The organism is Salinivibrio kushneri (assembly GCF_027286325.1).
Taxonomy (GTDB): Bacteria; Pseudomonadota; Gammaproteobacteria; order Enterobacterales; family Vibrionaceae; genus Salinivibrio; species Salinivibrio kushneri_A.
The window spans coordinates 2,406,218-2,424,741 of sequence record NZ_CP114588.1 but is presented as its reverse complement, the minus strand read 5'-3'; the positions used below and the strand labels follow the sequence as shown (position 1 = coordinate 2,424,741).

At 52.6% G+C, this 18,524-nt stretch carries 13 protein-coding genes; 4 read left to right on the top strand and 9 right to left on the bottom strand.

Features of this window, described 5'->3' with window-relative positions; all coding sequences use genetic code 11:
- Nucleotides 1–28 precede the first annotated feature (28 nt).
- The 5 genes from treC to pykF form a co-directional block, all read right to left on the bottom strand.
- Nucleotides 29–1,693 (bottom strand): alpha,alpha-phosphotrehalase, encoded by a 1,665-nt coding sequence (gene treC / locus N8M53_RS11145; RefSeq protein WP_269578826.1) that lies wholly within the window; start codon nucleotides 1,691–1,693, stop codon nucleotides 29–31.
- 59 nt (nucleotides 1,694–1,752) lie between these two features.
- A complete protein-coding gene (treB, locus tag N8M53_RS11140) occupies nucleotides 1,753–3,171 on the bottom strand; it encodes a PTS trehalose transporter subunit IIBC (protein WP_046074254.1) in 1,419 nt (472 codons plus the stop codon).
- A gap of 151 nt (nucleotides 3,172–3,322) precedes the next feature.
- Entirely contained in the window at nucleotides 3,323–4,279 is a 957-nt protein-coding gene (gene treR, locus N8M53_RS11135) for a trehalose operon repressor TreR (protein ID WP_269578825.1), read from the bottom strand.
- 282 nt (nucleotides 4,280–4,561) lie between these two features.
- Nucleotides 4,562–5,239 (bottom strand): hypothetical protein, encoded by a 678-nt coding sequence (locus N8M53_RS11130; protein WP_269578824.1) that lies wholly within the window; start codon nucleotides 5,237–5,239, stop codon nucleotides 4,562–4,564.
- A gap of 118 nt (nucleotides 5,240–5,357) precedes the next feature.
- On the bottom strand, nucleotides 5,358–6,770 hold the full coding sequence (pykF, locus tag N8M53_RS11125; protein WP_269578823.1) for a pyruvate kinase PykF: 1,413 nt from the start codon (nucleotides 6,768–6,770) through the stop codon (nucleotides 5,358–5,360).
- Nucleotides 6,771–7,402: 632 nt separating this feature from the next.
- Between pykF and N8M53_RS11120 the strand changes: the two genes are divergently transcribed.
- The 4 genes from N8M53_RS11120 (at nucleotide 7,403) to N8M53_RS11105 (ending at nucleotide 14,198) form a co-directional block, all read left to right on the top strand.
- Nucleotides 7,403–8,794: a sensor domain-containing diguanylate cyclase gene (locus N8M53_RS11120; RefSeq protein ID WP_269578822.1), complete on the top strand. Its 1,392-nt coding sequence runs from the start codon at nucleotides 7,403–7,405 to the stop codon at nucleotides 8,792–8,794.
- Nucleotides 8,795–9,028: 234 nt separating this feature from the next.
- On the top strand, nucleotides 9,029–9,718 hold the full coding sequence (imuA, locus tag N8M53_RS11115) for a translesion DNA synthesis-associated protein ImuA (RefSeq protein WP_167314837.1): 690 nt from the start codon (nucleotides 9,029–9,031) through the stop codon (nucleotides 9,716–9,718).
- Nucleotides 9,718–11,121 carry a Y-family DNA polymerase gene (locus N8M53_RS11110; RefSeq protein WP_269578821.1) on the top strand — a complete coding sequence of 468 codons (1,404 nt, stop codon included), beginning with the start codon at nucleotides 9,718–9,720 and terminating at the stop codon, nucleotides 11,119–11,121. The genes imuA and N8M53_RS11110 overlap by 1 nt, the downstream gene beginning before the upstream one ends.
- An 11-nt stretch (nucleotides 11,122–11,132) precedes the next feature.
- Nucleotides 11,133–14,198: an error-prone DNA polymerase gene (locus N8M53_RS11105; RefSeq protein ID WP_269578820.1), complete on the top strand. Its 3,066-nt coding sequence runs from the start codon at nucleotides 11,133–11,135 to the stop codon at nucleotides 14,196–14,198.
- On the opposite strand, the gene N8M53_RS11100 is transcribed toward N8M53_RS11105, so the two are convergent.
- From N8M53_RS11100 to N8M53_RS11085, 4 genes are all read right to left on the bottom strand, one after another.
- The gene (locus N8M53_RS11100) at nucleotides 14,195–15,445 is read right to left on the bottom strand and encodes a multifunctional CCA addition/repair protein (RefSeq protein ID WP_269578819.1); all 1,251 of its coding nucleotides are present in this window, start codon (nucleotides 15,443–15,445) and stop codon (nucleotides 14,195–14,197) included. The two genes, N8M53_RS11105 and N8M53_RS11100, sit on opposite strands and share 4 nt — an antisense overlap.
- A 157-nt stretch (nucleotides 15,446–15,602) precedes the next feature.
- Nucleotides 15,603–16,235, bottom strand: a complete 633-nt coding sequence (locus N8M53_RS11095; protein ID WP_152796022.1) for a TIGR04211 family SH3 domain-containing protein — start codon at nucleotides 16,233–16,235, stop codon at nucleotides 15,603–15,605.
- 110 nt (nucleotides 16,236–16,345) lie between these two features.
- Complete coding sequence (locus N8M53_RS11090) at nucleotides 16,346–17,602, bottom strand: inorganic phosphate transporter (RefSeq protein WP_269578818.1); 1,257 nt, start codon at nucleotides 17,600–17,602, stop codon at nucleotides 16,346–16,348.
- 28 nt (nucleotides 17,603–17,630) lie between these two features.
- Complete coding sequence (locus N8M53_RS11085) at nucleotides 17,631–18,311, bottom strand: TIGR00153 family protein (protein ID WP_046074245.1); 681 nt, start codon at nucleotides 18,309–18,311, stop codon at nucleotides 17,631–17,633.
- Between the last annotated feature and the right edge of the window lie 213 nt (nucleotides 18,312–18,524).

Here is an 18,524-nt window from a genome sequence, read left to right as displayed (position 1 = left end):
CACGCCAAGGCGTGCCATTTTTTGTGGATTACGCAGGGTTAATCAAGTACACCAAGGCTTCATAGGGTGCCAATTGCATTTCTGGCATCAACGGCTTGGCTTCTGGGTAATTATGGCTCACCACGTCTGCGTTCGGGGCAGGCGCGATAGGTAGGGTCGCTGTGACCGATTCGCCATAAAAGTTACATACTACCACCAGTTGGCTGTCGCCATTATCGCGGCGATACGCGAGCAGCTGCGGGTGGTCAGGCAGCAAGTCCTGATAATCGCCTTCACGGATCACGGGTAAGGTTTTACGCAGGGAAATCAGCTTTTTGTAGTGATAGAACACCGAGTTTTTATCCGCCAGTGCGGTGTCGACATTGACGTCAACATAATTAGGCGCAGGCTTGAGCCACGGTGTGCCTTTGGTAAAACCGGCGTTTGCTGAACTGTCCCACTGCATAGGCGTGCGTGAATTATCGCGCGAGCGTGCCGCCAGAATGGCCAGCACTTCCCCTTCTGGCATGCCTTGGTCGCACAACAGACGGTGCATGTTGCGACTCTCAACGTCTTGATAGTCATCGATACGCTGATAGCCAGGGTTGGTCATGCCAATTTCTTCCCCTTGATACACGTAAGGCGTGCCTTGCTGCATATGAATCGCGGTGGCAAGCATTTTGGCGGAGACAACCCGATAGTGGCGGTCATCACCAAAGCGGCTGACTACACGCGGCTGGTCGTGGTTACACCAAAACAGTGCGCCCCAACCTTGATTATGCAGGCCGTGTTGCCAAGTGCGGAAAAGCTGTTTTAGGGCCAAGAAGTCAAACGGCGCCAGTCGCCACTTCTCGCCGCCCGGATAATCGACTTTTAAGTGGTGGAAGTTAAACACCATGGAGAGCTCTTTGCCATCCGGCGCGGAGTATTGCTGACAGTGCTCTAAGGTAGTCGAAGACATCTCGCCCACGGTGACGCTGCCGTAATGCTGAAAAATATCCCGGCTGATCTCTTGCAAGTATTCGTGGACGCGGGGGCCATCGGTATAAAAACGGCGACCATCGCCTTGATGATCGTTGGGAAAGGACTGATCTTTCGAGATCAAATTGATCACATCGAGTCGAAAGCCATCCACGCCTTTCTCGGCCCAAAAGGCCATTACGTCTTTGACGGCTGCCCGCACCTCAGGGTTTTCCCAGTTAAGATCGGCCTGTTCGGTGGCAAATAAGTGGAGGTAATACTGGCCGGTCGGTTCATGCCATTGCCAAGCGCTACCGCCAAATTTTGATTGCCAGTTGTTTGGGGCACCACCGTTAACCGGATCTTTCCAGATGTAGTAATCGCGATAGGGGCTGTCTTTGCTGGCAAGCGCCGATTGAAACCAAGGATGCTCGGTTGAGGTATGGTTAATCACAATATCCATGATGATACGGATATCACGTTTGTGCGCCTCGGCGAGCAGGGTGTCGAAGTCGTCCATGGTGCCTAGGCTAGGGTCAATCGCGTAATAGTCGGCAATGTCGTAGCCATTATCGACTTGTGGCGATACATAAATGGGGGTTAGCCATAACGCGTCGATGCCCAAGGCCGAAAAGTAGTCCAGCTTTTCGATAATGCCTGGCAGATCACCTGTCCCTGTTCGTGTGGTATCACGGAAGCTTTTTGGATAAATCTGATAAATGGTGGCCGTTTTCCACCAGGGATGTGCGTGCATAATGTCTCTCTTAACGCTAAAAAAAGCGGGGAGCACACTCCCCGCAGACAGAATGGGAATTAGACGACCGCCAATTTGCCTTTGCTGGCCTGGCGGCGATACATAAAGGCGGTGAGTGCGATTGGCACTAAGATGGCAATTAACATCGCGACCGCGTAAACACCCCAGAATTGTGGCTGAATAGATAAGATACCTGGTAGACCCCCGACACCAATGCCGTTGGCCATCACGCCGGAAAGACCACACACAATGGCGGCCAGCGCTGAGCCAACCATCGCGCACAGCATGGGGAATTTGTAACGTAGGTTAATCCCGTACATAGCCGGCTCTGTCACGCCAAGGTAGGCGGAAATCGCCGCGGGCACAGAGATTTCACGTTCGTTTTCTTTCTTGCTGACCCAAATAATGCCAACCACCGCCGAGGCTTGTGCAATGTTGGACAGAGCAATCAGCGGCCAAATAGGCGTACCGCCCATTTCCTGCATCAGCTGCAAGTCCACGGCGTTGGTGGTGTGGTGAACACCGGTAATCACCAAAGGTGCATAGAGGAAGCCAAATAGCGCTGCACCGATAAAGGCGAAATCACCGGTCATCGCTGTGCGAGCCAAGAAGGCGACGCCATTACCGATCTCGCGGCCAAAGGGGCCGATAAGGGTGTGTGCCAGTACCACTGAGGTGAGCAGCGCGACAAACGGCACCACCACAAGATAAAGGTAATCTGGAATAATGCGTTTTAACTGGGTTTCAATAAATGCCAACGCCATACCGGCGAACATCGCTGGGATCACCTGCGCTTGGTAGCCGACTTTTTCAATTGAGAACCAGCCAAAGTCCCACACTTCAGGCATTTCTTTACCGATAAGGTAAGCGTTCATCAACTGGGGCGATACCAGGGTAATACCGAGCACGATACCCAAAATGGGGGTGCCACCCATTTTTCTCACCGTCGCCCAACATACACCGACAGGCAGGAAGTGGAAGATGGCTTCGCCAAGCAGCCATAAAAAGCCGTGAGCGGTGGCCCAAAACTCACTGATTTCGGTCAGGGTTTTGCCATCGAACATGCGGATATCGCCGATCACATTACGGAAGCCGAGGATTAGACCACCGGTGATAATCGCGGGGAGAAGGGGAACAAAAATTTCCGCGAGGTGTGAGATGGCACGCTCAGTCAGGCTCATGTTTTGGCGCGCGGCTTGTTTGGCCTCATCTTTTGACTGGCCTTCCACCCCGGTTTGTTCTTCTAGTAGGGCATACACCTGGTCGACATTGGTGCCAATCACCACCTGAAATTGACCGGCGCTGGTAAAGCAGCCTTTGACCATGGGGAGCGCTTCAATCGCGGCCACGTCCGCTTTTTCCGGATCGTTTAGCACGAATCGTAAACGGGTGAGGCAGTGGCTAACGGTTGCAATGTTGTCTTTGCCGCCAATATGAGTGACCAATTGGTCAATGGCTTTTTTATCTATCTGGCTCATAAGCAATCCTGTATTGCTGTAGGGTATTCATTGGTAACGTTCCCACTGATTATGGATCGTACTAATCCAATTATCAGTGGAATCGTTCCCATTGTTTGAAAACCATCACACAGAAATTTGTAACTGCCTGATTTTTGGTGTTGGTTGCAGGTTAGGGTGTCACCAGGTGGCAAGGTTGTGTCCAGTGGCTAACCACGGGATCGTCGTCATCCAGCTGCTTAAGTAGCAAGTCGGCCGCATGTTGCCCTGCTTGATGGTAACCTAGCTCCACACTTACGGCGCGTGGAAACATAAAGCGTAGCATGTCGTGATTGCCTATGCCGCCAATGGCGATATCTTCTCGACCAAGTGTTTGTAGGCGTTTTGCGACCCCCAGAGCGAGGGTGTCGGAGGCGCAGACAATGGCATCAGTATGCGGGTTAATGAGGACATCGGTGGCGTCATAGGCGGCATGTAAGCTCATCTCACAGCGGTATAATTGTGGTGAAAGTTGGTGGGTTTGGCAGAAACGTTGATAAGCACCAGAACGGGCGAGGCCGGTGGTTTCATCGCGCTCATCAATCCCCAAGAAGGCAATATGACGGCATCCTTGATGATAAAAGTGGTCCATCACCTGTGCGACCGCGCCCTGGTTGTCGTAGCTGACACTAATATATTGATCACTATCGACGGCGAGCACGACACAGTTGGGGGCGAAGGGGGCTAGCGCGTTGAGATCACAGCCAGAAAAACCAAAAAAGATAATCCCATCCACATTACGGCGCTTTAACACATCCAGGTGGGCTTGTGCTTTTTGTTGTGAGAATTGGCTTTCCATGATGGCCGCGTCATAGCCTTTAGCATATAAGGTATTGAGCAGACCCGTCAGTGCGGTGTTCTCTGAGTTGGAACTGAGCTTGGCCACGATCACACCCACAACGCCACTGCGCTGGGCGCGCATCGCACGTGCGGACTTAGAGGGCATAAAGCCGTGCTGGTCAATCACCGCTTGTATCTTTTCGCGCGTACTATCTTTGACCCGTGGATCATCGTTTAACACACGCGATACGGTCGATTTCCCCACCCCGGCTAAGCGGGCGATATCCAAAATGGTCAATGCTTTTGTCATCTTGCTCTCTGCAGTCACACTAAATCAGCAGCTTAGTCGCCGCCTGTTCGTGTGGGATAATAACAGGCGTGATTGGCGCTTGCGATTTATTGATTAATTTGTAAACTATTGCCTGATTTTTGAACAGACTTCTCGCTTTAGACTGAAATATGATGAATCACCCTTTACTACAAACAATCAATAAGTGCTTAGTACGAGTGACCACCCTGACGTTGGCGGTAATGGCCGTCAAGTTTAGTGCCATCTATTTGGTACCCTTAGCGGTATTGATAAAAACCCACTTCAAAGAAATTGTCCACTGGTAAGGGCGTTGAGCCTTTGCGATATCAAGGTGTTTATCTCCTGCCAATAGCGTTGATAGCTCTGGCTATGGGCTTGCGGGCGTGCGGAGACAAGCCCGCGTAATACTGGTATTAAGCGCTGCCAACTGGATGCGAATTCAAAGCCGATATCGGGATGAGTGAGGTAGCGTAAATGCTGGGCGACAAGCGGCTGTATCGCGTCTGCGAGATACGGGTTGATCCCGGCAAAGAGCGTATAATGAAGCTGCTGATGCCAATGCGCCACGGCCGCGACGTCACGATAATCCTTGGCTGGCAGATGCTGTAGGCTGTGCAGTAAACCCAGCATGGCCAATGAGGTCGGCTCATCTAACCGAGGCGGCAGCCTATCCATGAAAGCGCCAACCATTGCTTGTATGCCTGTTGCGAGAGGTTGCCAGTCTGTCTGGCTTAAGGGCATTAACTGGTACCCAAGGTGGGGTTGGTAGCTGATGCGTCCCGCCATGGCGAGTAAATGTAAGCCATCACGCGCCGTTGCTGTGGTTAAATCAAGTTGCGCGCATAAGTTGGCGACGGTGAGTGAATAATTGCCGTGCGCATTGGTTGTCAGTATGAGTTGTCGGGTGAGTATTGCGCCCCAAATCTGCGCCATGGCTTCTTGTGCTTTGGTTGGTTTCATTGCGCTTCCTGCCGTGCCTCTTTCTATCATGCCACTGAATGGGCGATAAAAAAACGCCCCGAACGAGTCGGGGCGTGATGGTTTGTAAAAACCGCTTAGGTCTGCAGTAAACGTCTTATTACAGAACGTGCACAGAAGTGGTGTTGGTGGTACCAGAAGGCACAAGCGCGCCTGAAACCATGACCACGATATCGCCTTTGTTCGCTAAGCCTGACTCTAGCGCGATGGTTTTACCACGACGGTAGAACTCATCGGTGCTATCGATGCTTTCGATCATCACAGGTGTCACCCCTTTGGTCAGACACAGGTGAGCGGCTGTTTTCGGGTTAGTGGTGACCGCAACAATGTTCGCGGTTGGGAAGTACTTACGCACTGAGCGCGCAGACTTACCTGCTTCAGTCGCAACCACAATTAACGGGGCGCTGAGCTTTTGAGAGGTATCGACTGCGCCTTTACAGACTGCTTCGGTGATACGCAGGCGATCGCTATCGAGACGTGAGCCTAGGGCTGGAGACATTTGACGGTCTGTGCGCTCACAGATTTGTGCCATGATGCTTACCGCTTCTAGTGGGTATTTCCCTTTCGCCGATTCGCCAGACAGCATCACCGCATCGGTGCCGTCCATGATGGCGTTGGCCACGTCACCGGCTTCTGCGCGGGTTGGGCGTGGGTTTTTGATCATTGAGTCGAGCATTTGTGTCGCAGTGATAACCATCTTGCGTGCACGGTTACACTTTTCGATCATCATCTTCTGCGCGAAGATCACTTCTTCAACCGGGATCTCTACCCCTAGGTCACCACGAGCAACCATGATGCCGTCAGACGCTTCCAAGATAGCGTCAAAGTTATCGACACCTTCTTGGTTCTCAATTTTAGAGATGATCTTGATATCGCTACCGCCGTTTTGCGCCAATAGCTCGCGGATTTCTTCTACGTCTTCTTTCTTACGGATAAAAGAAGCAGCAACGAAGTCAACGCCTTGCTCACAACCAAATTTCAGATCTGATTTATCTTTTTCAGCCAGCGCTGGCAGGCTGACAGAAACGCCTGGCAGGTTAACACCTTTGTTTTCGCCAAGCTCACCGTTGTTGAGTACTTTACAAACCACCTCTTTTTCAGTCGTTTCTAGTACTTCCATCTCAAGCAGGCCATCATCAACCAGTACCGTATCACCCGCTTTTAAATCTTGCGGCAGACCGGCATAGGTCACGGCAACGCGTTCTTTATTGCCTACAACAGAGGTATCTGTGGTGAATGTAAAGGTTTGACCGGCTTCTAGTAGCACGTCGTCGCCACCTTCCAGTTTTACCGTACGGATCTCAGGACCTTTGGTATCCAGCAGGATAGCGGCTTGTTTGCCGGTTTGCTTCATCACATTACGCAAGTTGGCGATACGCGCGCCATGCTCTTGGTAATCACCGTGTGAGAAGTTAAGACGCATGACATTCATGCCAGCTTCAACAAGCTGAGTAAGCATCTCTTCAGATTCGGTTTTTGGGCCAATCGTACATACGATTTTGGTCTTTTTCATCGACACATTTCTCCGGTCAAAAATTGAAACATAAGCCTGATGCTTTCTCACAACACACCGAAAAGTGTAATTTTACCACGCACTTTTACTACTTAAGTGGCTGTGAAAGCGAATTTTTTGCATTTTGCAATGACGTTACCGCAGCCATGGTTGCTGTGGTGACGTCACTGTTTATCGATCGTGAGTATAGATTGTCTGCGGTGATCTGTGTTGATCACGGGCAATAAAGGCTTCATTGACAATAAAGCACTCAATAGTGCACTTGTCGCATGCATCTTCCCTTCCTTTGGGGCGCGTAAATTTACCACAGCTGATGATTTAAATCATTACAACCAGATGACAGCGCGCTGGCGAATCAAGATATTTTTATCATGATTACGCTTTCTGTTGATGTTGCCACCTTTACCATACGACGTATGCCTTTTTGCTGCTTTTATCAGCCATCAGTGGCCATTTGCATGCTTTCTGATGTGATCTAGCTTCCAATTTGAACTGGATCATGCTTTTTTATTAAGTCTTTTGCGTTCCCTTAGAATTTATCTACCATCAAGACTCTTTGAATGGACTGTCTAATAATGTTTGCGCGCACTTTTCGATTTTTGACAGGGATGCTGCTCCTAGCCTGCACGTATGTGAGTACGTTTGCATGGGCTGACGACGCCTATCTGTCAGAAGAAAAAGACATTTTAGTCGCCACTCACTCTTCGGTCTGGAAGCCTTACAGTTACTTGTCTGATAGTGGCCAACCCAAAGGCTTGTTGGTCGATTTCTGGCAAGCCTACGGCCAATATAATCATGAGCCGGTTCAATTTGTGTTACTCGATTGGGCGGACACGCTCGCTTATATGAAAGAAGGCGGTAACCGTGTTCATGCGGGGTTATTGAAGTCCACCGAACGCGAGGACTACCTCGATTTTGTTGCGCCTATTTTTAATATTGATGGGTCGTTATACATCCGCAATGAAGCGCGCGGAACGAAAACAGACACGCTTGTTGGCGGTAAGACAGTTGGTGTCGTCGCAGGCAGTTATGAGTCAAACTACCTAACTAAGCATTACCCGGACGTAGCACAACAGACTTACGCCAATAATGAGCGGTTATTTGATGCCGCTTTCAGTGGTGAGGTTGATGCGCTGGTGGCGGATAGCCAAGTTGCTAATTTTTATATGCTTACGTTTGATGATCCATTGACGTTTGTCGCAGAGCAAATCCTGTACACACGCCCGATTTATGCAGCGGTGCCCAAAGGCAATCAAGCCTTGCTCGCGCAAGTTCGCGAAGGAATGAATAACATACCGGCAGAAGAGCTGTTACGCATCAAGCAAAAATGGGTCAATACCGAGCGTGTAGAGGCTTACCCAGCTTGGCTTATTCCCAGTATTGTGTTGGCGGTGCTGTTAGGCGCGGTGACCTATATCTTTATTCTGAAGCGCATGGTGTATAAACGCACGGTCGCATTGCGCCGAGCCAACGCACGTTTGCGAGAGTTTGCCAATACTGACCCTTTGACGCAGCTGTTAAATCGCCGTGGGCTTGAAACCTATTTTACCCGCTTAAAGCCCAAGCTGAGCCGCCAACAGGAAATGGGGTTGATTTTAATTGACCTTGACCATTTCAAGCAGGTCAACGATACCTACGGGCATATGCAAGGCGATAAGGTGCTGGTACATCTGGCGAGTTACCTAAAGCGTTGTGTTAAAAAGGGGGCCGCGGCGCGTTTAGGCGGGGAAGAGTTTTGTATCTTATGTCCTACCCAAGATTTAGATGCCTTAATTGAAATTGCCAATCACATTCGTTGTGATATTGCGGAGACGGTGTTTGAATTTGGCGGTGCAGATATTCGTGTCACCGTGAGTATCGGCGCGATTGTTTCGAGCGATGTGGTGGATGATATGAAGCAGCTAGAGTTAGATGCGTTGATCCATGCCGCTGATCTTCTCATGTATCGCGCGAAAGACCGTGGCCGCAACCAAGTGATGCTTGCCTCTTCGCAATCCGTTAATACCCCCATCGCCGAAGTATAATACCGTTTACTGTTGGGTAAAGTGGGTCATGCTTTACTTTGGGGAGAGCGCCTACTTATTCTCTAGCCGCAATGGCTAATGATTGCGCGTCACCCGTCCTGAAGCATATTGCTGTGTCACGCATGTTTTTTTCTCTTTGATACCCCAGCCTCCTCTTTTCTGCTTTTTTCGTTTTCTTTCCTTGCAGCGTTTTCATCATTAAATATACTGTATGCATATACAGGTATTTTGATAATGAAAACACTCGACCAATTAGCCCAGCAACACGGCCTATGGCGCGCTAGTCAGCGGCCGTTAATGGCGGAATTACCCGATAAACAAGCGACCGGTTACAGCGCCTTTGATCAGCGTCTAGGGGGGCTCCCGTCTCCAGGTGTGACAGATATCATCAGTGACTATGGTGTCGGTGAGTTGCGGCTGGTGTTACCGGCGTTGTATCACGCTAGCGGTCAGCAGGTAGCGTGGATTCGTCCACCGGTTGGACTCAACGCAGCGATGCTACATCAGCAAGGCTATTTAACCGACAACACCTTGTTGGTGTCTCCCAAAAGCGATCAGGATGCGCTGTGGGCAGCCGAGCAAGCGGCGCGCAGTGGCGCGTGTCAGGCGGTCGTGTTATGGCCATCTTCGCTCACGGTGGGACAAGTGAAGCGCCTAAAACTGGCGGCCGAACATGGCCAATGTGCGGTGGTACTGTTGCGCCGCCAGCAGACGTATTCATTGACCTTGCCGGTCGATTTAAGTGTGGCGCTGGCCCCTTCTGCATGTGGCGTGACGGTCACGGTGCGCTATTGTCGCGGCCAATGGCCACCGGCCCCGTTTACCCTCGATTGGCGCACGCAATGGCCCGCGTTGGTGACCTGGCCGAGCAATGCAGAGAATTTGCTTGCCTTTCCTTCACGGCAACAGCGGGAGCAAGCGTGATGTCATTGTGGCTGTATCTGCATTGCCCAAACTTGCTGTTAGATAGCCTTTATGCGCCGTCATCGGTGCAAGCGGTGGGGCTGGTTAGCGAGCAAGAAGGCCGTTTAGTGCAGCTCTCTGTGGCGGCTAACACGCACGGTCTGAATACCGGTATGGGATTAGGGGCAGCGGCGCTTATTTGTCATCAGCTCGCGGTCTACCCTTATTGCGCGGTGAAAGAGCAGTCCGCGCTTGAGCAGCTCGCCACACAGCTTTATCCGCTGGTCGCGGAAATCAGCCTTAATCCCCCTAAAGGTTTATGGCTACACGTTTCACCGATGTTGGCGCTATATCAAGGGTTTACTCCGCTATGGCAGGCGGTGACTCAAACGCTGGTGGAAAGTGGTATCCGTTATCAGGCTGGGGTGGGCCAAACGCCGCGTGCCGCCGAGCTTATGGCGTATGGCCACGCGGGCAAGGTCAGTACCGACCCCGAGCATTTGCAGGCAGCGTTGCAGCAATTGCCGTTAGCTGCTGCCCCTTTACCGGAGACGGTGAAAACTCAGTTTACGCGTCTGGGCCTCTCTCGGTTAGGTGAGCTTATCGCCTTGCCCACCGCGTCGCTGACGCGACGTTTTCCGCGCACTGTGGTGGATTACCTTGCTGAGGTGCGTGGTGCTCAGCCGACGCCACTGCGTTATTTTCAGCCACCGCTGCAATTTTTTCAGCAGCGGGTCTTGTTGTTTGAGCTCAGTGAGCAAGCCCATTTATTGCCCATTATCGAGCATCTCGTCTCGGCACTGTGCCGTTTTCTTGAGCAGCGTAGTGCCTGTACGCCTGCGCTGACGTTGGGTTTTAGCTTACGTGATGGATGTGAAGAAACCCTGCCGGTAATGGCCGCGCATGGCGAGAAAGACGTCGAGCGCTGGATGGCGTTGGTGCGTTTACGGCTGGCGTCATGGCAAGTGAGCCAGCCGGTAACTGCGGTCAGTGTGACGGCTTCGCAAATCGATTGTCACCAGCCCGGACAAACCGATCTTTTTAGCGCCCAGCAAGGTGAGCAAAATCGTGATGAGTTGGTCGCGACACTGGCTGCCCGACTCGGGGAGGAGGCGGTTATGCGGTTAGCGTATGTAGATCATCACCGTCCCGAGACGGCCAGCCAACATGTCCCCCATCATCATAGTGCGACACCGACGGCCTCGGCACCCACGCGTCCACGCCCAAGTTTATTGCTGCCGCAACCCACACCACTGGTGGGTAAGGTCACCTTACGTGAAGGGCCGGAGCGAATTGTCACGGGCTGGTGGGAAGGTGCGCCTATCCAGCGCGATTACTTTATTGCCCAAAATGCCCAGCAACAATGGCTGTGGGTGTTTCGCACGCCAGAGCAAACTTGGTTTTTACACGGTTGGTTTAGTTAGACGGTGAAGCGATGAGTACGTATGCTGAGCTGGTATGTTGCAGTAACTTTTCCTTTCTTGAGGGCGCCTCACACCCGGAAGAGCTGGTGGCGCAAGCGGCAACATTGGGCTATCGAGCGCTCGCGATCACCGATGAATGCTCGGTCGCAGGCGTGGTGCGTGCGTATCAAGCTCAGCGTGATTATCCGCAGCTTTCGCTGATCATTGGCAGTCGCTTTCGCCTGCAGGCGTTAGATGTTGTTCTACTGTGTCCCACTCAAGCGGCTTACCAAGAGCTGTGTCGGATTATCACCAATGCGCGGCGACGCAGTCACAAAGGTGACTACCAGCTGAGCGAGTGGGATCTGATGTCGGTGCGTCATGGCATAGTGCTATGGCTACCCAGTGGCGCGGAGAGCGATCATCATTGGGCGACGTGGCTGCTGCGTTATCATGCTGAGCGCTTGTATCTGGCCGTGCGGCGCGATCTAGCGGATAACGACCATCCGTATTTGGCGCACTGTCGCATGCTGGCAAGCCAGTATGCGCTTCGTGTGACAGCGTGTGGTGATGTGCTGATGCATCACCCTGAGCGGCTGGCGTTACATCATACCTTAACGGCGATTCGGCATCGTCAGCCGGTGGCGACGTTGGGGCGGACATTATTGCCCAATGCAGAGCGCGCCTTACGCCCGTTGCCTAAATTACACGCTTTATTTCCCCCCGAGTGGCTGGCGGAAAGTGCCAAGATTGCCGCCCAGTGTCAGTTTTCCTTGGCGAGCCTGAAATACAGCTACCCCAAAGAAGTGGTGCCGACTGGCGAGTCTGCGATGGCGTATCTGCGTGAGGCGGTCAAGCAAGGCGCACAGCAGCGTTTCCCCAAGGGGGTGCCCAATGATGTGGGAGCCATCATTGAAAAAGAGCTCGCGCTTATCGAGGCGCTGGATTACCCGTATTACTTTTTGACCATTTACGATCTGGTGCGCTTTGCCCAGTCACGTGGGATCTTATACCAAGGGCGCGGCTCGGCGGCGAACTCGGTGGTGTGTTATTGCTTAGGGATCACCGCGGTGGATCCGTGCAAAGTCGATGTGCTGTTTGAGCGCTTTATTAGCAAAGAGCGCGACGAGCCGCCGGATATTGATGTGGACTTTGAGCACCAGCGCCGTGAAGAAGTGATCCAGTATTTGTATCAAAAATATGGTCGTGAGCGGACCGCCTTAGCGGCAACTGTGATCCGTTACCGGCTGAAAAGTGCATTGCGCGATGTGGGCAAAGCGTTGGCGATCCCCACTAGCCAGATTGATTTTTTTATTCAAAACCTCAATCGGCGCGATAAAACCCAGCCTTGGACGCAGCAACTTCAGCAGTTGGGCCTGGATCCTAAAAGCGCGAAAAGCCAACAATGGCTGTCGCTGACCCAGACATTGATCGGCTTTCCGCGCCACCTTTCTCAGCATGTGGGTGGCTTTGTGATTGCAGATGGGCCTTTGTATGAGTTGGTGCCGGTGGAAAATACGGCGATGGCAGAGCGGACGGTGATCCAGTGGGATAAAGACGATCTGGAAACACTGCATCTGATGAAAGTCGACGTACTGGCACTGGGTATGCTCACCGCGATTCGACGTACCTTTGATTTGATTGCCCAAACCGGTGGCCCTCGCTTGAGTTTGGCGGCGATCACCCAACAAGGCGACGATCCGGCGGTGTTTGCACGCATTCAGCACGCCGATACCGTCGGAGTGTTTCAAATTGAGTCGCGAGCACAAATGAGTATGCTGCCGCGGCTCAAACCGGCTTGTTATTATGATTTGGTAATCCAAATTGCCATTGTCCGCCCCGGTCCGATTCAAGGTGACATGGTGCATCCGTATCTAAAGCGCCGTGATGGGGAAGAAGTGGTGAGCTACCCGTCCAAAGCGGTTGAGCAAGTGCTGGCGCGTACTCTCGGGGTGCCCATTTTTCAAGAGCAGGTGATCAAACTGGCGATGGTGGCGGCCGGCTTTTCCGGAGGAGAAGCGGATCAGCTGCGCCGCGCGATGGCGGCCTGGAAGAAAAAGGGCGGACTGGCGCCGTTTCGCGACAAATTGATCGCAGGGATGACTGCGCGAGGCTATCGCGCCGACTTTGCCGAGCAGCTTTACCGGCAAATCTGTGGGTTTGGTGATTATGGCTTTCCGGAGAGCCACTCGGCTTCGTTTGCGGTTTTGGCCTATGTATCAGCGTGGCTAAAGCATTATTATCCCGCCGCGTTTTACACCGGCTTGCTTAATAGCCAGCCGATGGGGTTTTACTCACCGTCACAATTGATGCAAGACGCCACGCGCCATCAGGTGCCTGTGTTGCCGGTTTGCGTGGAACACTCGGGAGCGGATCATTGCTTAGAAAATGTCGGTGAACAGTGGGGCGTGCGGCTGGGGTTGCGGTTAGTCAAAGGATTAAGCATGGCGGCAATAGACCGATTGCTGGCCCATCGTCCAGAGACGGGATTTGCGTCTTTGTCGGCACTGCAAGGGATAAATCTTGACCGCGATGCCTATCAAGCCCTAGCCAGTAGTGGCGCATTGGCAGCGCTGGCTGGTAACCGCTTTCAGGCGCGCTGGGCGCTGATGGATCAGCAGCGGCAGTTGCCGTTACTCGCCGCCAGTGACGATGAGGTGGCGTTGCCTCATTCACCTTCCCAGTGGCAGAACGTGATTGAAGATTACGCGGCCTTGGGGCTGTCGCTCACTGACCATCCCATTCGTTTGATGGCGCAAGCCGGCACGCTGGGGCGTTTTACCCGTGGTGTTGAGTTATCACAGTGTGCGTCGCAAAGCTGGGTGGCGGTAGCGGGGGTGGTGACGGGCAAGCAATCCCCCGGTACGGCCAATGGTGTAACCTTTGTCACCTTGGAAGACGATACGGGCAATATCAATGTGGTGGTTTGGGCGGGGACGGCACGGGCGCAATCCCGTGCTTTTATGCAAGCCAAGGTGTTGAAAGTGCATGGCATTGTCGAGCGACAGGGCGAGGTGGTGCACGTGATTGCCGGTAAGTTGATTGACCTGACCCCGACGCTCACCACCTTGTCGGTGGCCGCGCGTGAATTCCGTTAACGCGACGCGCTAACCGCGTCGGGACAGGTGGGCGCCGGACACGCGGCTACCGCTTGAATACGCTGGCGATGTAGCTCATCACGAATCGCCGCCCCTTTAAAACCTGCGTCGACAATTGGCTTAACCTCTACCTGTTGCGCGCAAGCAAAGCGCTCGCGTAAGGCGTCGGCTTGTGGGTAGTGATAGTTCTCACGTCCCTTGCGGCCACGTACATCGGCCAAACACGCCAAGGCCAGTTGCTCGACCCGCTCGGGTTTGCGCCACGCGTCGATCTGATTAAACAGCGCTACCCAATGCTCAGGGCTGAGTTGATCGCACTTATGAATTTTAGAGTGGTGAGCACTGACCACCAAGGCCAAATCCCGATAAGCGTTGGGGATACGTAGTCGCTCGCACAGATCTTTAATCACGGGCAGCCCGCGATCGCCGTGGCCGCGATGGCCGGGCAAAATAGAGGCTGGGGTGAGGGCCTTACCGAGATCATGGACTTGTGCGGCAAAGCGGATGGCTTTGTCGTCGGTCAATGAGGCGGCATAACGGCTGACCATTTCCGTGTGGATGCCGGTGTCGATTTCAGGGTGCCAGTTGGCTGGATTCGGCACGCCGTACAGGGCGTCGATTTCAGGAAGCACTACCGCTAGGGCACCGCAATCGCGCAGCACAGCAAGAAACACATCGGGACAATCACTGCCAAGCGCTTTCTCCCACTCTCGCCAAACCCGCTCAGGGGTGAGGTGGGCGAGTTCGCCCTTGGCGACCATCGTTTTCATCAGCGCTAAGGTGTCGTCGGCAAGGGTAAAGCCGAGCGGCGCAAAACGGGCGGCAAACCGTGCCACCCTGAGTACCCGCAATGGGTCTTCGCTAAAGGCAGGCGAGACATGGCGCAAAATTCGGTTGTGTAAATCTTGCTGACCGCCATACGGGTCAATCAAGCTGCCATCTTCGTCTTGGGCAATGGCGTTGATGGTGAGATCGCGGCGCTGAAGGTCCGCTTCCAGTGAAATATCTGGCGAGAAGTCGCAAATAAACCCAGTGTAGCCCTGGCCTGATTTTCGCTCGGTGCGGGCGAGGGCATGCTCTTCGTGTGTAGTCGGGTGTAAAAAAACGGGGAAGTCTTGGCCGACTTGCTGGTAGCCGGCCGCTTGCATTTGTTTGACGGTGGCACCGACCACTACCCAATCTTTATCTGTGACCGGCAAGCCTAATAGCGCATCACGTACTGCTCCGCCGACAAGATAATGTTCCACACCAAACTCCTTAATGACACAGAGAAGACACAATCACGTTTGTGTCGCGAATGGGTTTAAGTATACATAGAGCCTAGCAGCACGCCCACCGTGTGCTTAAAAGGCCGCTATCAGGATCGCAATAAAAAAGGCTGCCAATGCAGCCTTTCATTCACGATTATGCCCAGCCGTCGCGGCGACGTTTTTTACGTGGGATAAGATGTGGCAGCACCAAGCCAAACAGTAAGCCACCGCCGGCCACCATACCGCCGTAGGTAAACCAGCGCATCAGCAGGTCGTCTTTTTGGGTATCAATCTTGGCGCGCAGTGCACGGATTTCGCTTTGCGCATCAATCAGTTTTTTATTGAGTTCGCTGCTGTGTGCTTCTAGCTTCTCGATCTGCGCGTTGCGCTGTTTAAGCGACTCAGCTAAGCCTTTTTGTTGTGCTTTGGCATCATCTTTTGCGCTGGCCAGTGCGGACTTCACCTTTTTCAGCTCTGATTCTAGCGCCGGCACGCGTTCTTTTAAGCCCGGTTGTGTGGTGACGTAGTCACTTTTTACCCAGCCTTTACGGCCACGGCTGTCAACCACTTGGGTATAGCCCTCATCACGATTACGTTTTAGCACAGTGACTTTATCACCCGCATCGACACTGCCGATAATGCGATATTGCGTGCCCGGGCCAGAGTGCATATAAGTGAACAAATCATCAGAAATATAGTTTTCTGCCATCGCTCGAGGCGCGGCAACGAGAACGAACAGCAATACGAGAGCAGAATACAGGTGTTTCACGTCTGGGGTCCTTTGCATAATTTCAGTGTGGGACACATCGGCTTTGCTGGGCATAGTGCCATAGGCGTAAAAGAAAGGGGAGCCATGCCCCCCTTTTTTTGACTGTGATTTGACATCACTGGCGCTTGTTACGCAAATAGCGAGGTCATCACTTGGTAAAAGATCACAGCCAACAAGGCCCCCGCCGGTAAGGTGATCAGCCACGAGGCAACAATATTACGCACCACACCCAAGTTGAGTGCCGCAATACCGCGGGCAAAGCCCACGCCTAAAACGCCGCCGACTAAGGTTTGTGTGGTTGAAATAGGGAGGCCAGTGCCTGAGGCGAGCACGACCGTACTTGCGGTTGCCAGTTGCGCAGCAAAGCCACGGCTAGGGGTAAGCTCAGTAATCCCGGAGCCTACAGTGGCCATGACTCTGTGTCCCATGGTGGCAAGGCCGAGTACAATCCCCGCGCCACCCATTGGTAAAATCCACCAGGCGATTTGTGCTTTTTCCGCCACAGCACCGAGGTTTTGTACCGTGGCCACAATGGCCGATAGCGGACCAATGGCATTGGCCACGTCATTCGAGCCGTGTGCGAAGGCCATCGCACAGGCGGTGACCACCATCAGTAGGCTAAATATCCGCTCAACCCCCTGAAACCCTTGATTTTCATCGCCGCGATATTTTTTAGAAATATAGAACACACCAAAAAACATTACCAAGGCAGAGAGCACGATGGAGGCGCTTACGGACTCTAGGGTTGTCAGGTGCAAGCCAACGTGTTTGAGGCCTTTTTTGATGGTGACCATCGCGATAATAAACGCGGTGAGAAACATATAAAGCGGCACGAAACGTTTGGCATTAAGGACAGGGCGGTCGGTATCAAAAATCAGTCGTTGTGCACTTAAGAATATAAAGTAAGCGAACAAGCCAGAGATAAAAGGGGTGATAATCCAACTGCCAACGATGCCTTGCACTGTTTGCCAATCGACTGCATCTGCGCCAACCGATAGGCAGGCAAAGCCAATAATCGCACCAATGATAGAGTGGGTGGTGGAGACGGGCCAACCCATGAATGAGGCAAGTAATAGCCAAGAGCCTGCCGCCAGTAGCGCGGACATCATGCCAAAGACTAACTCCAACGGTTGGTCAGCATAAAAACTGGTGTCAATCACGCCTTTGCGAATGGTATCTGTGACCTCGCCACCGGCTAAATACGCGCCGGCGAATTCAAAGATCATTGCTACAATAATGGCTTGTTTGACGGTGAGCGCTTTCGAGCCCACGGAGGTGCCCATCGCATTGGCGACGTCATTGGCACCAATACCAATCGCCATTAAAAAACCAAAAGCCGCGGCGACCATGATCAGTATGGTCCCGTGATTCATCAGGATTTCCATTGTAATACCTTGTTGTTACATCACTCGGTTAGGAACGGGAAAGCATGACCTCTAAGCGCGCACCCACACGTTGCGCCTGGTCAGCAATTTCACCGACCCACTCGAGGATTTTGTACAAGAACATGACGTCGACAGGGTTGTACTCCTGCTCAACGGCCATTAATGCTTGGCGAAGTTGGATTTGCATAGAATCGGTATCGTCTTCAATCACATCCAACTGATGAATCATTTCGGCGACTAAGGTGACTTCGCGCCCTTTAAAGCCAGTCTCAAGTAGCTCTTCAAGCTCGTTGATCACGCGGCGTGCTTGCGCGGCAGCATCTAAGCACCGCTGCACATAGGCGATAAAGGCATCATTCATTGAGGGGGGCATACGAAGCTGGCGGCCTATCACGCGGCCGGCAATATCTTTGGCTAAATTTGCCAGCTTGTCTTGCTGGGTGAGGAGCTCGAGCATGTCCGTGCGATCGACGGGCATAAAGAGACCTCGTGGTAACTTAAGCCGGATATTGCGCTTTAGGGTATCAGCATCTTTCTCAATATCTGAGATTTGCTGACGGAGTTGGTTTGCCTTATCCCAATCTTGTTGCTCGCAAGCATGAAAGAAGGGGATCAGTAACTCACAACAATCGTTTACACGATTTACGTGACGCTGCAGTGGTTTAATAGGGCTCTTTGCAAATAGCCCAACAATTGTATTGACTGGCATAGCCGTAATCTACCTGGTTGCCTCATGCCCAGCGGGCAAAAAAGAGAGGCGAAAAGTTCAACGATGGTATATCGGAGCGGCGATGGTAGCGCAGAACATAGGCTAAAGAAATAGCTTTTGTGATCTCTGCCTCAGTGCGCGTGATCAAGCCTGGTAGTGATAGCGCTTGCCGACAGGATCAATTGTTCATATCCTTGTCAGGCAATTGGCTAT